This is a genomic window from Tsukamurella sp. DT100, assembly GCF_049844855.1.
In the GTDB taxonomy this organism is placed as follows: domain Bacteria; phylum Actinomycetota; class Actinomycetes; order Mycobacteriales; family Mycobacteriaceae; genus Tsukamurella.
The window spans coordinates 288,389-300,477 of the sequence record NZ_JBNCLV010000004.1 but is presented as its reverse complement, the minus strand read 5'-3'; the positions used below and the strand labels follow the sequence as shown (position 1 = coordinate 300,477).

Sequence of the window (12,089 nt, the reverse complement as noted above, 5' to 3'; positions counted from 1 at the left end):
TACGCTCGACGACATGGCGCATGCACGCAGACCGGTGACCACCGAGGCGGAGCTCCGGGCGGTGGTGCCCGAGCCGATCCCGCGGATCCGCGACAAGGCCCGCCCCGAACTGCACGAGGTGCACCGGCTGTTCCTCGCGGCCGCGCGGCTCTACTTCGTCGCCACGTCGGGCCCGAGTGGGCTCGACGTCTCGCCGAAGGGCGATCCGGCGGGCGGCGTCCTCGTGTTGAACGACCGGACGATCGCGCTGCCCGACCGGCCGGGGAACCGTCGCGTGGACGGCCTGCGGAACCTCCTCGTCGATCCGCGCATCGCGCTCGAGTTCGTCATCCCCGGACGCGGCGACACGCTGCGCGTCAACGGGACCGCGGCGGTGCTCGCCGACGCGCCCTACGCACCCCGGATGGCGGTGGGGGAGAAGCTGCCCCAGCTCATCGTCGAGGTCGCGGTCGACGAGGTCTTCTTCCACTGCAGCAAGGCCTTCCTCCGCTCGGAGGCGTGGGAACCGTCGTCCTGGGCGACGACGGACGACGACCGCGGCGTGCCCAGGCGCGCCGTCATCGCCAAAACGTTGGAGCGGCCGGAGGACTCGCTCGAAGAACTGGACCGCTACTACGGAGAGGGGTACGGGCGTGAGCTCTACTGAGACGGTGCACCGCTTCCGCCAGGTCGATGTCTTCTCCTCCGAACCGCTGCGCGGAAATCCGGTGGCGGTGGTGCACGCCGCCGACGACCTCACCGACGAACAGATGGCGGCGTTCGCGCGTTGGACGAACCTCAGCGAGACCACCTTCCTGCTCCGCCCGACGGACCCGGCGGCCGACTACCGGCTCCGGATCTTCACACCCGGCGGCGAGCTGCCCTTCGCCGGGCACCCGACGCTGGGCAGTGCCCACGCGTGGCTGGAGGACGGCGGCGTCCCGGCGACGGCCGGCACCGTCGTGCAGGAGTGCGGCGCCGGCCTGGTGCGCCTGCGCCGCGGGTCGACGCTCGCCTTCGCCGCGCCGCCGCTCGTCCGCAGCGGCCCCGCGGACGCGGACACCGTCGACCGGATCGCCGCGGGCCTGCGAGTCCCGGCCGGAGAGATCCTCGCCGCCGAATGGGTGGACAACGGCCCCGGCTGGGTGGCCGCGCGGCTGCGGAACGCGGACGCGGTCCTCGCCGTGCGGCCCGACTTCGCGGCGATGGGGGAGCTCAACGTCGGTGTGGTGGGCCGGTATCCGGCGGGCGGCGACGCGGACGTCGGGGTCCGCGCCTTCTGCCCGTCGCTCGCGGTGCCGGAGGATCCGGTGACGGGCTCGCTCAACGCCGGTCTGGCCCAGTGGCTGATCGGCACCGGTGAGCTGCCGGAGCGCTACACGGCGTCCCAGGGCACCGCGCTCGGCCGCCGCGGCCGCGTCCACGTCGAACGGGACGGCGACACGATCTGGATCGGCGGCGCCACGAGCACCACGATCCGCGGTGAGCTCACTCCGGCGTGATCAATCCTCGATCGCCGAGGCGATGCCGTACGTCGCCGCCCCGGCGCGCAGCCGGGCATCGAAGGTCGCCACGGCCACCGCGCCGGTCCCGTCCTCTGCCGCGTCGACGGCGGTGAGGATCACCGCGGCGTCGGGGAGTTTCACGCGCGCGTCGTGCCGGATCCGCGCCAGGCGCGGGGCGAAGGACGGGGGAAGGTCACGTCGTCGGAGACCGAGATCCGCGAGTTCCGTTTCGGCGCTGCCCACCTCGCCGCTGCCGACTGCGCCCATGAGGTACTCGGCCACGGTCAACTCGCTCGCGGCGATCTCGTCGCCCCGGCCGATCGCGCCGAGCACCACAGCGGATGCCTTGCCGTGGAAAGGATCGTCGTCCTTGAAGAACGCGATGAGCACGCTCGCGTCGAGGACGACTACTCCGGCCACTCGGACCTCAGCTCCTCGAGGTAGCCGTCCGGGAACCATTTCGTGCGACTGCCCGCGAGTCGCGTCGCGACCGCGAGGCGCCGCTCGATCTCGCTGTCCGACGACTCCTCGACGGCCTCCGCACCTGCGGCGATCAGTTCGCGCAGCAGGCGCGACGGGCTCTCGGCGTGCGCCGGCCACCGCCGTCGGGCGATCTCCAGCGCGCGCGTGACCTCGGGGGTCTCCGTGATCGCGTGGCGCGGCCGGGTCGTGGGCATACCCGAGTGTAACACCGGAGAACGAGGTGTTACACCTGCTCGCCGCCGCGGAGCACCCGGAGGAGCTCCAGATCGGCGGACAGCTCCACCACGTCGGCACGCAGGCCGGCGGCGAGCTCACCGCGGTCCTTCAGGCCCAGCAGCCGGGCGGGCGTGGTCGCCCCGGCGCGCGCGGCGTCGGCGAGCGACACCCCCGAGTGCCGGACGGCGCGCACCACCACGTCGAGCACCGACGAGGTGCCGCCGGCGATGGCGCCCGGTGTCCCGTCGGGCGTGGTCAGGCGCGCGACGCCACCCCCGACGGTGACCTCCAGCGGCCCGAGCGAGTACTGGCCGTCGGGCATCCCGGCGGCCTGCATGGCGTCGGAGACCAGCGCGATGTGGTCCGGCCCGACGGTCGCGAAGACCATCGCGACGGTGCCGGCGGCGAGGTGCACCCCGTCGCCGATGATCTCCGCGACCGCGTGGCCCTCGCCCGCCGCCTGCAGCGCGGCACCCACGGCGCCGGGGTGCCGGTGGTGCATCGGGTGCATGCCGTTGAACAGGTGCGTGATGCTGACCGGGCCGTCCGGGGTGCCGAGCGCGGCGGCCACGGTGTCGTAGTCGCCGGCGGTGTGCCCGACGGACACGACGGCGCCGGCCGCGGAGAGCTGCCGCGCCAAGTCGGCGAAGTGCGCGGTCTCGGCGGCGACGGTCATCGAGGAGATCCGGCCGCCCGCGGCGTCGAGCAGCGCCGCGAGCAGCGCCGGGTCGCCGTCGATGATGTACCGCGGGTCCTGCGCGCCGCACACCTCCTGCGCGAGGAAGGGGCCCTCCAGGTGCAGCCCGGCGACGGTGCCGTCGTCCACGAGCGGCGCGAGTGTCGCGATCCGCTCGAGCAGCTTCTCCGGCGCTGCGGAGACCAGCGAGGCCAGCAGCGTCGTCGTGCCGCGGCCGAGGTGGTGCGCGGCGGCCGCGCGGGCACCGTCGGCATCGGAGTCCGGGAAGCCGAAGCCCCCGCCCCCGTGGCAGTGCACGTCGATCATGCCGGGCAGGTAGACGCGCTCCGACGGTGCCGGCAGCGTCGCGGCCGGGAAGGCGGACGCGGGTCCGACCTCCGCGATCCGGCCGTCCGCGAGGGCCAGGACACCGTCGTCGATCTCCCCGGAGGGGGTGACGACGGTGCCGCGCAGGAGCTCGCTCAAGCCGTGGCCTCCGCTTCCATGTCCTCGTCCTCGCGACCGGGGGTCTTGAGGTTGCGCCGCTTGATGATGAAGCTGAACGAGAAGTAGTAGATCACGGCGTAGACCAGGCCCATCGGGATGAGCAGCAGCGGTTTGTTCGCCAGCCCGAAGTTGAGCACGTAGTCGATGGCGCCGGCGGAGAACGTGAAGCCGTGGTGGATGTCCAGCCAGTTCGCGATGAGGAGCGAACTGCCGGTGAGCAGCGCGTGGAGCAGCAGCAGCGGCCAGGCCACGAAGATGAAGGAGAACTCGAGCGGCTCGGTGATGCCGGTGATGAAGCTGGTGAGCGCGACGGACAGCATGATGCCGCCGACCACCTTGCGGTTCTCGGGCTTGGCGCAGCGGTAGATGGCGAACGCCGCGGCGGGCAGGCCGAACATCATGATGGGGAAGAAGCCGGTCATGAACGTGCCCGCGGTGGGATCGCCCTGCATGAACCGGGCGATGTCGCCGTGCACCACGGTGCCGTTCGCGCCCTGGTAGTCGCCGAGGACGAACCAGACCACGGAGTTGATGATGTGGTGCAGGCCGAGCGGCAGCAGCAGGCGGTTGACGGTGCCGTACACGCCGCCGCCGACCACGGAGTGTTCGGCGACCCAGTTGGCGAGACTGGTCAGGCCGGCGTTGAACAGCGGGTAGGCGAAGGACATGAGCACGCCGACGACGATCGCGCCCGAGGCGGTGAGGATCGGGACCAGGCGGCGGCCGGAGAAGAAGCCGATGTAGTCGGGCAGCTTCGTCTTGTAGTACTTCTGCCAGAGCATCGCCGACATGATGCCGATGACGATGCCGCCCAGCACGCCGTACTCGACGAGGGCCTGCTTGCCGTCCTTGTCGAGCTTGCCCGCGAGCACCACGGGCGACATGGCCTTCTCGACGGCCTGGAACGACAGGTATCCGACGAGTGCGGCGAGCGCGGTGGAACCGTCGGCCTTCTTGGCCCAGCCGATCGCGATGCCGACCGCGAACAACATGCCGAGGTTGGCGAACAGCGCGTTGCCCGCGCCGCCGATGACCGCGGCGACGGTCTTCATGGAGTCGAATCTGCCGAGGAGGTCGTCCTGGCCGAGGCGCAGCAGGATGCCCGCCGCGGGCAGCACCGCGATGGGCAGCATGAGGCTGCGCCCGAGTTTCTGGAGACCGCTCAGATCGAGCCGTCGTGCTGATATACCGGATCCGGATGAGGAACTCATTTTTCGCTCCTGTCGAGGGACGAGTCCACTAGGCTGACGACAGGTTATAACCAGTTCGGCCCGGCGTGAGTCGGTTTCCCCGAACCTCTCCGAAAGGCGGCAGGAATGTCGAAGGCGCAGGACATCGTGAACGGGCTCGGCGGGGCCGACAACATCGAAGAGGTGGAGGGCTGCATCACCCGCCTCCGCTGTGAGGTCAAGGACACCGGCCTCGTGGACCAGGCCGCGCTCAAGAAGCTCTCGCACGGCGTGATGGTCGCCGGCTCGGCCGTGCAGGTCGTCGTGGGCCCGACCGCGGACGCGCTCGCCGAGGAAGTGCAGGACCTCCTGTGACCGAGGTGCTGGCACCGGTCGCCGGGCGGCTCGTGCCGCTCTCGGCCGTGCCGGATCAGGTCTTCGCCGGCGAGATGGTGGGCTCGGGGGTCGCCATCGAACCGGCCGTGCCCGCCGACGGTGCCGAGGCCGTCGTCGTCTCGCCGGTGGCGGGGACGGTGCTCAAGCTGCATCCGCATGCCGCGATCGTGCTCGCGGACGGGGGTATCGGCGTTCTGGTGCATGTCGGAATCGACACCGTGAATCTGAATGGTGAGGGATTCACGCTGCTGGCTGCGGAGAAGGCCAAGGTGGCAGCCGGGGATCCGTTGATTTCGTTCTCCCCGTCGGGTATTCGCGACCGAGGGCTGAGTGCGATCTGCCCCGTCGTGGTGATGGATTCCCAACCCGGGTCCATTGCGAATCTTGAAGAACGTGATGTGGCCGCGGGGGATTGGATCTTTACTGTGTGAATGACACGTCGCTCGGGCGTGTTCATCTGGTCACAGTGATCGAATGGAGGCGTAATCCTCTCACTATCTTGAGTACCGTGAGCGCGAATGTTGTCGGTTGGGGAAAGGTGGATGGCCTGTGGTGAGCTCGACGGGACGCCTCGCTGAGGGAGGCGTGCGATGGATGCGAACCTGATCCAGCACCTCATCACCGTTCCGCTGTTCACCGGCATCATCGGCTACATCACCAACTGGACCGGCATCCTGATGCTGTTCGAGCCGAAGAAGTTCTACGGCGTCAAGGTGCCCGGCATGGCGACCCTGTACCCGCTGCTGCCGCGGCGCGTGCAGGTGATCCCGGCCATCCAGCCCGACGGTCGCGTCGGCTGGCAGGGGATCGTGCCCTCGCGGGCGGAGAAGATGGCGAGCATCGCCGTCGACAAGTCGCTCAACAAGGTGGGCAGCATCGCCGAGTTCTACGAGGTGATGGATCCGGAACACGTCTCCGAGGTGCTCACCCGGGCGTCGCTGCCGATGATCCCGTCGATCGTGGAATCCGTGATGCAGCGCGAGAACCCGCGCCTGTGGTACTCGCTCCCGGAGGACGTCAAGCTCCTGGTCTTCCGCCGGGTCTCCGCGTCGCTGCCGAAGGACGTCCGGAAGATCACGTCGACCATCGGCGAGAACATCGATGACTACATCGACGCCAAGCTGCTGGTGATCCGGTACCTGACGAACAACCCGTCGGTGCTGAAGGACATCTTCTACAACATGGGCCGCAAGGAGCTGAAGTTCATGCAGAACTTCGGCTTCTACTTCGGCTTCCCGATGGGCTTCCTGCTCGTGGCGCTGCTGCACTTCTTCCCGTATTGGTGGCTGCTGCCGCTGGGCGGGATCGTGATCGGCTACGTGGTGAACTACATCGGCATTCTGATGATCTTCGAGCCGATCCACCCCACCTGGTGGGTGCCGTGGAAGCAGGGCCTGTTCCTCAAGCGGAAGAAGGAGATCGGCGAGCAGTACGCCATCGTCATGGCGGACAAGGTCATCACGATCGAGAACATCTGCGACGAGTTGCTGCACGGCCCGCGGTCCGACCGGACGCGCGCCACCGTCGAGACGGTGCTCCGCGATTCGATCGACAACGCGGCCGGGTGGGCCCGCGGCTTCGTCAAGCTGTCGGTGGGGTCCGAGGCCTACGACCGGGTGCCGCAACTGGTGGGCGCCGAGGCGCTCAAGGTCGCGCAGGCGACGGTCAGCGAGCCGAAGTTCGTCGCCGAGCAGCAGTCGAAGGTGCGCGAGTTCGTGATCGAGCGGATGAGCAAGCTCAGCCCGGAGGACCTCAGTGAGCTGCTCCGATCGGCGATCAAGCAGGATGAGTGGCTGCTGTTCCTGCACGGCGCGGTGCTCGGCTCGTTCGCCGGGTTCCTCCATCTAGCGATATTCGGGGTGTGACAGACGTGAGTGAGAAGTCCCGTTCCTCCGCGGCCTCCGGCGACGAGGTCGTCGACGAGAACCGTGAGCTCGCGGTCCGCGACGGCGGCGAGGTCGCCGCGGCGGAGAAGCAGGAGTCCGGCGGGCTCCTCGGCCGGCTGGGGCGCGTCTCGAACTCCGCCTTCAGCGTGACCCGCGAGCTCGGCGGCTCGGCGCAGCGCCTCACGCAGCAGTTCGTGAGCGAGGCCGGCCATCTCGTGGACGTCGCGCTGACCACCGAGGTCGCGCCGCGCATCGTCGTGCACGGGGAGGTCGTGGACGAGCTGCTCGAGCAGGCCCCCGAGCCCGTCGCCACTCCCGACGAGCTCCGCCGCACGGGCGATCGGCTCCTCGCGCAGTCCGCCGAGCCCGCGGGCGCGCAGACGCCGCACCCCGCGTACGAGCACCTCCTGCAGGAGCTGTGCCCGGACGAGGCCCGCATCCTGCGGCTGCTGTTCAACGACGGTGCCCAGCCCGCCATCGACGTGCGCACGAACCGCCCGTTCGGCGTGGGCGCCGAGACGGTGGCCGCCGGCGTGTCGATGATCCCCGAGGTCGCCGGCTGCCGGAACCCCGACCGGATCGCCGAGTACCTCGGCAACCTGCACCGCCTGGGCCTGATCTGGTTCTCCAAGGAGCAGGTCGACGTGCGGCGCTACGAGCTGCTGCAGGTGCAGCCCCAGCTGATCGACGCGATGAGCAGCGCGGGCCGGTACGCGAAGACCGTTCGCCGCCGGATCGAGATCACGCCCTTCGGCCGCGCCTTCTACAGCACCTGCTTCTCCCCGTCGTCCGGCTTCGCGGACTAGGTCGCGCGGGCTCCGCTCGTCGGCGGCAGGTGCTGGGGATGGACGGCCTCCCGGGTGATCGCGAGAGCCGATTCGAGGTCGCCGTAGCGCAGTTGGGCGACGCGGACGAACAGGAAGTCGACCACGGCGAGCTGCGTCAGACGGCTGGCGAGGGCCGCCGCCCGCAGCGGTGACTCCTGCGCGACGGTGAGCAGGAGGCGGTCGGCCGCCCGCCCCAAGGGGGACTCGGGGGCGTTGGTCACGGCGACGCCGAGGGCTCCGCGCTGGGTCGCGAGCTGCAGGGCGCGGTGCACCTCGACGGTGGTCCCGCTGAACGAGACGGCGACGGCGACGGAGTCCGGCGTGGCGAGTGCCGCGTGGACGAGCTGCATGTGCGTGTCCGGCGAGTACTGGCAGGACAGGCCGATGCGCTGCAGCTTCTGGGAGAGGTCGAGCGCCGCGAGGCCGCTGGCCCCGACGCCGAAGGCGTGGCACCGTCCGTGCTCGGCGATCGCCTGTGCCACGGTCTCGAGGGCGTCGTGGTCGATCAGGCGGGCGGTCTGCTCGAGGGAGCGGGCCTCGTGGAAGGCGATCTTGGCGACGACGGTGGCGAGGTCGTCCGCGTCGTTGATGGCGCCCTCGGCGATGTCGGACCGTTCGAGTTCGACTTGGCGGCGGGACAGCTCCTGCGCCAGGGCGATCCGCAGATCGGGGTAGCCGCCGAACCCCAGCGCGCGGGCGAACCGGACGACGCTGGCCTGCGATGCGCCGGCGGCCTCCGCCAGCTCGGTGATCGTCGCGGCGACCGCGCGCTCGGGGTCGCCGATCACCGTCGCGGCGACCTTGGCCTCTGCCGGGCGCAAGGTCGGAACGACGGATCGTATGCGGTCGATGGTGCCGTCCACAGCTCCCCCTCCAGCGTCTCGGCGAGTATTCCACAGCAGTTCTGAAAATAATCTTCGCATGAGCTCGTTCGTGTGTAATCTTTCGTCATCGCCGGAGCGGAAGGGATGCCGTGCACGAGATCGCCACGACGGAGAGCCGGAACAGCCGGACCATGGAGCTCGACGAGTTCACGGTCGAACAGCTGCTCACGGCCATGAACGACGAGGACCGGCTCGTCCCCGACGCGGTGCGCCGCGTCCTCCCGGAGGTCGAGCGCGCCGTCGAGCTCGCGGTGACGGCGCTGCGGTCCGGCGGCAGGCTCATCTACCAGGGCGCCGGCACCAGCGGCCGGCTCGGCGTGCTCGACGCGGCGGAGTGCCCCCCGACGTTCGGCGTCCCGCCGGGCGTGGTCGTCGGGGTCCTCGCCGGCGGCGACGCGGCGATGTTCCGGTCAGAGGAGGGCGCCGAGGACTCCGCCGAACGCGGCCGGGACGATCTCGTCGCGCTCGGCGTGACCCCCGCCGACGTCGTGATCGGCATCGCGGCGTCCGGCCGAACGCCGTACGTCATCGGGGGCCTGGACCACGCGCGGGCGGTCGGGGCGTCGACGGTGGCCCTCTCCTGCAACCCCGGTGCCGCGATCTCCGCGCACGCGCAGGTCGCCATCGAGGTCGACAACGGCCCCGAGGTGCTCACCGGCTCCACCCGCCTCAAGGCCGGTACCAGCCAGAAGCTGATCCTCAACATGATCTCGACGGCCGCGATGGTGCGGACGGGCAAGGCCTATTCGAACCTGATGGTCGACGTGGCGCCCAGCAACGTCAAGCTGGCGGGCCGCGTGGTCCGCATCATCCGCGAGGCCACGGGCGCCGACGAGGCCGCCGCCCGCGCGGCCTCCGCCGCGGCGGACGGACACGCCAAGACCGCGATCGTGATGATCCTCGCCGACGTCGACGCCCCGACCGCCCGCCGGCGCCTCGTCGACGCGGACGGCCTCGTCCGCGTCGCCATCCGCGCCACCGAATCCTGATCCGTAGGGAGGACTGCTCTGATGGACTACACCGAACTCGGCGAGAAGGTTCTGCGGCTCGTCGGCGGAACCGGCAATGTCGCCTCGCACACCAATTGCATGACGCGCCTGCGGATCAACGTCGAGGACCAGGCGGCCGTCGACGTCGCCGGCATCCGCGCCCTCGACGGCGTGCAGGGCGTCGTCGACGGCCCCCAGCTGCAGATCGTCGTGGGCCCGGGCCACGCCGAACGCCTGCGGGAGGGCTTCGGGGACGTGCTCGCCGCGGCTCGGGCCGCGGAGTCCGGTTCGGAGTCCGACGTCGTCGTGGCGCTCGACAAGGTGGCCGACGACGTGCGCGAGGCCGAGCTGGACTCCCTGGCGACCCGCACGCAGGCGAAGGTGAAGGCACGGCAGACGAGCCGCCTGCAGGTCGCGCTCAAGCACGTCGGCAACATCTTCATCCCGCTCTTCCCGGGCTTCATCGCCTGCGGCATCATCGCGGCGATCGCCAACATCTGGAAGCTGATCGACCCCTCGGTGACGGGCAATCCGTGGTTCCTGGTGTTCGCGGCCATGGGAACGCTCCTCATCGGCAGTCTGAACCTGATCGTCGGCCTGAACACGGCCAAGGAGTTCGGGGGCTCGCCGGTGCTCGGCTTCGTCGCCGGCGGCCTGCCCTACCTGCCCGCGCTCGCGGGCATCGCGGCGAACCCCAAGACCGGCGGCGAAGCGGTCCCGCTGACGATCCCCGTGGTCGGCCAGCTGAGCCCCGGTCTCGGCGGCGTGATCGGCGTGATGGCCACGGCGTGGCTGTTCGCGGCGATCGAGAAGCGGCTGCGCGCACGCGTTCCCGCAAGCCTGGACCTGTTCGTGGTGCCCGTGTTCACCGTGCTGGTGGGCGCGGTGGTGAGCCTGTTCGTGATCATGCCGATCGCGGCGCTCGTGATGCGCGGGGTCACCTGGTTCCTCGTCGACTTCGCGCTCGAGCAGGGCGGCGTCTTCGGCGGCTTCCTGATGTCGGCGCTGTTCCTGCCGCTGGTGATGCTCGGCCTGCACCACGGGCTGACGCCGGTGCACGTGCAGCTGATCGCGGACCTCGGCTACACGCCGCTGCTGCCCATCCTGGCCATGGCCGGCGCCGGGCAGGACGGCGCGGCGATTGCGATCTGGCTCAAGACCCGCAACCCGAAGCTCAAGCGGATCATCAAGGGCGCGTTGCCGCTCGGCCTGGTCGGCATCGGCGAGCCGCTCATCTACGGCGTCTCGCTCCCGCTGTTCTATCCCTTCATCACGGCCTGTCTCGGTGCCGGTTTCGGTGGTGCCTTCGTGGCCTGGGGGATGGAGGTCAGCGGCGGATTCGGTGCCCAGACCATCGGGCTGTCGGGGGTTCTGATGACGGGCGTGATCTCGGCGGGCGGGTGGCTCTGGTACCTCGGGGGCATCGCTGTCGGAGCGCTGGCCGGCTTCGTGCTCACCTACCTGTTCGGCTTCAAGGAGTCGATGGAATCGCGCCTGGCCTGAGCCGCGCACCGGAGGGACGATCATGTTGCACTCGCTCTATCCCACGGACGATCCCGCGCTGCGCCGGAGCGTGGCCGTGGCCGCCGCCCGCGCCGGCCGGGGGCTCGTGTTCACCTCTCTGCACATCCCCGAGAGCTCGGGGTTGCGGGCGTTCGGCGCGGAGCTCACGGGCTTGCACCGCGAGCTCGGCATCGAGTTCTGCGCCGACGTCTCGCCGAAGGCCCTCGCTCTGCTCGGGGTGGATCTCGCGGGGCTGGGGATGCTCCGGGCCTGGGGCGTCACGACGGTCCGCATCGACTTCGGCTTCTCCCCGGACGAGGTGCGCGCCATCGCGGCCGCCGGGCCCTTCCGGATCGCCGTCAACGCCAGCACGGTGACGCCGGAGGAATTGGATGAGCTCGCCGGCCTCGACCCGGTGGGCTGGCACAACTACTACCCGCGTCCGGAGACCGGCCTCGCCGAGGACTTCTTCGCCGGCCAGAACGCGCTGCTGCGCGGGCGGGGTCACGACGTGGTGACGTTCATCCCGGGGGAGCGCGAGTTCCGGGCGCCGCTGCACCTGGGGCTGCCGACGCTCGAATCGCACCGGCACGCCAACGCCTACGTCAACCACGCGCGGGTGCTCGCGGCCTGCCCGGACACCGAGGTGGCCTGCGCCGAGGGGACGGTGCTGCCGCAGCACGAGGAGTGGATCGAACGCCGTGAGCGGCACGGCGAGATCGTGGTGCCGCTCGCTTCGGTCCCCGGGGCGATGCGGCACCTGCTCGACGGTCCGCTGCGTCTCCGGCCGGAGGGGACCGCGGCATCCCATCGCATCGAGGGCACGCGCGGCGGCCCCGTCCCGCCGGACGCGGTCAACGGGACGCGGCGATCGCGCGGCAGTCTTCAGGTGGACGTCGCGTCCATGGGGCGGTACCGCGGCGAGGTGCACCTGATGCGAGAGGACCTGCCGCTGACCGCCGCACAGGTCCGGGTCGCCGAGATCGCCGGGCCCTACACCGATCTCGTCGACCTGCTGCGGCCCGGTCAGACCATCCGCTTCGTCGTCGCGCCCGCGGAGGAGTGATCG

14 protein-coding genes are annotated in these 12,089 nt (G+C 70.4%); 9 read left to right on the top strand and 5 right to left on the bottom strand.

Annotated elements, in window-relative coordinates; all coding sequences use genetic code 11:
• Positions 1-13 precede the first annotated feature (13 nt).
• Positions 14-646, top strand: a complete 633-nt coding sequence (locus ACLQ3K_RS11670) for an MSMEG_1061 family FMN-dependent PPOX-type flavoprotein (protein WP_425999444.1) — start codon at positions 14-16, stop codon at positions 644-646.
• Positions 633-1,481 (top strand): PhzF family phenazine biosynthesis protein, encoded by an 849-nt coding sequence (locus tag ACLQ3K_RS11665; RefSeq protein WP_425999442.1) that lies wholly within the window; start codon positions 633-635, stop codon positions 1,479-1,481. The genes ACLQ3K_RS11670 and ACLQ3K_RS11665 overlap by 14 nt, the downstream gene beginning before the upstream one ends.
• On the opposite strand, the gene ACLQ3K_RS11660 is transcribed toward ACLQ3K_RS11665, so the two are convergent.
• From ACLQ3K_RS11660 to ACLQ3K_RS11645, 4 genes are read right to left on the bottom strand one after another with little or no spacing between them, the layout of a single operon-like run.
• The gene (locus ACLQ3K_RS11660; protein WP_425999440.1) at positions 1,482-1,904 is read right to left on the bottom strand and encodes a type II toxin-antitoxin system VapC family toxin; all 423 of its coding nucleotides are present in this window, start codon (positions 1,902-1,904) and stop codon (positions 1,482-1,484) included.
• Positions 1,892-2,161: a hypothetical protein gene (locus ACLQ3K_RS11655; RefSeq protein WP_224646866.1), complete on the bottom strand. Its 270-nt coding sequence runs from the start codon at positions 2,159-2,161 to the stop codon at positions 1,892-1,894. Before ACLQ3K_RS11655 ends, ACLQ3K_RS11660 begins: the two co-directional genes overlap by 13 nt.
• A gap of 29 nt (positions 2,162-2,190) precedes the next feature.
• Positions 2,191-3,345, bottom strand: a complete 1,155-nt coding sequence (locus ACLQ3K_RS11650; protein ID WP_425999437.1) for an N-acetylglucosamine-6-phosphate deacetylase — start codon at positions 3,343-3,345, stop codon at positions 2,191-2,193.
• Positions 3,342-4,577, bottom strand: a complete 1,236-nt coding sequence (locus ACLQ3K_RS11645) for a PTS transporter subunit EIIC (protein WP_224646868.1) — start codon at positions 4,575-4,577, stop codon at positions 3,342-3,344. Before ACLQ3K_RS11645 ends, ACLQ3K_RS11650 begins: the two co-directional genes overlap by 4 nt.
• Before the next feature lie 105 nt (positions 4,578-4,682).
• Here ACLQ3K_RS11645 and ACLQ3K_RS11640 point away from each other — a divergent pair, with 105 nt between their 5' ends.
• The 4 genes from ACLQ3K_RS11640 to ACLQ3K_RS11625 all read left to right on the top strand — a co-directional run bounded on the left by ACLQ3K_RS11640 (position 4,683) and on the right by ACLQ3K_RS11625 (position 7,623).
• Positions 4,683-4,910 (top strand): PTS transporter subunit EIIB, encoded by a 228-nt coding sequence (locus tag ACLQ3K_RS11640; protein WP_068524062.1) that lies wholly within the window; start codon positions 4,683-4,685, stop codon positions 4,908-4,910.
• Positions 4,907-5,362, top strand: a complete 456-nt coding sequence (locus tag ACLQ3K_RS11635; protein ID WP_224646869.1) for a PTS sugar transporter subunit IIA — start codon at positions 4,907-4,909, stop codon at positions 5,360-5,362. Before ACLQ3K_RS11640 ends, ACLQ3K_RS11635 begins: the two co-directional genes overlap by 4 nt.
• A gap of 159 nt (positions 5,363-5,521) precedes the next feature.
• Complete coding sequence (locus ACLQ3K_RS11630; protein WP_425999434.1) at positions 5,522-6,796, top strand: DUF445 domain-containing protein; 1,275 nt, start codon at positions 5,522-5,524, stop codon at positions 6,794-6,796.
• Entirely contained in the window at positions 6,793-7,623 is an 831-nt protein-coding gene (locus tag ACLQ3K_RS11625) for an Abi-alpha family protein (RefSeq protein ID WP_425999432.1), read from the top strand. Before ACLQ3K_RS11630 ends, ACLQ3K_RS11625 begins: the two co-directional genes overlap by 4 nt.
• Here ACLQ3K_RS11625 and ACLQ3K_RS11620 read toward each other — a convergent pair.
• Positions 7,620-8,567 carry a MurR/RpiR family transcriptional regulator gene (locus ACLQ3K_RS11620; RefSeq protein WP_425999430.1) on the bottom strand — a complete coding sequence of 316 codons (948 nt, stop codon included), beginning with the start codon at positions 8,565-8,567 and terminating at the stop codon, positions 7,620-7,622. The two genes, ACLQ3K_RS11625 and ACLQ3K_RS11620, sit on opposite strands and share 4 nt — an antisense overlap.
• A gap of 50 nt (positions 8,568-8,617) precedes the next feature.
• Here ACLQ3K_RS11620 and murQ point away from each other — a divergent pair, with 50 nt between their 5' ends.
• The 3 genes from murQ to ACLQ3K_RS11605 are packed head-to-tail and all read left to right on the top strand — an operon-like array spanning position 8,618 to position 12,086.
• Entirely contained in the window at positions 8,618-9,517 is a 900-nt protein-coding gene (gene murQ, locus ACLQ3K_RS11615) for an N-acetylmuramic acid 6-phosphate etherase (protein WP_425999428.1), read from the top strand.
• A gap of 21 nt (positions 9,518-9,538) precedes the next feature.
• Positions 9,539-11,020: a PTS transporter subunit EIIC gene (locus tag ACLQ3K_RS11610; RefSeq protein ID WP_425999426.1), complete on the top strand. Its 1,482-nt coding sequence runs from the start codon at positions 9,539-9,541 to the stop codon at positions 11,018-11,020.
• Positions 11,021-11,042: 22 nt separating this feature from the next.
• A complete protein-coding gene (locus ACLQ3K_RS11605) occupies positions 11,043-12,086 on the top strand; it encodes a MupG family TIM beta-alpha barrel fold protein (RefSeq protein WP_425999424.1) in 1,044 nt (347 codons plus the stop codon).
• Positions 12,087-12,089 lie beyond the last annotated feature (3 nt).

What these genes read in the sequence shown, in the direction of transcription:
- ACLQ3K_RS11670 (WP_425999444.1), top strand. Translation starts at nt 14, where the DNA reads ATGGCGCATGCACGCAGACCGGTGACCACCGAGGCGGAGCTCCGGGCG.
- ACLQ3K_RS11655 (WP_224646866.1), bottom strand. Translation starts at nt 2,161, where the DNA reads ATGCCCACGACCCGGCCGCGCCACGCGATCACGGAGACCCCCGAGGTC.
- ACLQ3K_RS11645 (WP_224646868.1), bottom strand. Translation starts at nt 4,577, where the DNA reads ATGAGTTCCTCATCCGGATCCGGTATATCAGCACGACGGCTCGATCTG.
- ACLQ3K_RS11640 (WP_068524062.1), top strand. Translation starts at nt 4,683, where the DNA reads ATGTCGAAGGCGCAGGACATCGTGAACGGGCTCGGCGGGGCCGACAAC.
- ACLQ3K_RS11630 (WP_425999434.1), top strand. Translation starts at nt 5,522, where the DNA reads ATGGATGCGAACCTGATCCAGCACCTCATCACCGTTCCGCTGTTCACC.
- ACLQ3K_RS11620 (WP_425999430.1), bottom strand. Translation starts at nt 8,567, where the DNA reads ATGCGAAGATTATTTTCAGAACTGCTGTGGAATACTCGCCGAGACGCT.
- ACLQ3K_RS11610 (WP_425999426.1), top strand. Translation starts at nt 9,539, where the DNA reads ATGGACTACACCGAACTCGGCGAGAAGGTTCTGCGGCTCGTCGGCGGA.
- ACLQ3K_RS11605 (WP_425999424.1), top strand. Translation starts at nt 11,043, where the DNA reads ATGTTGCACTCGCTCTATCCCACGGACGATCCCGCGCTGCGCCGGAGC.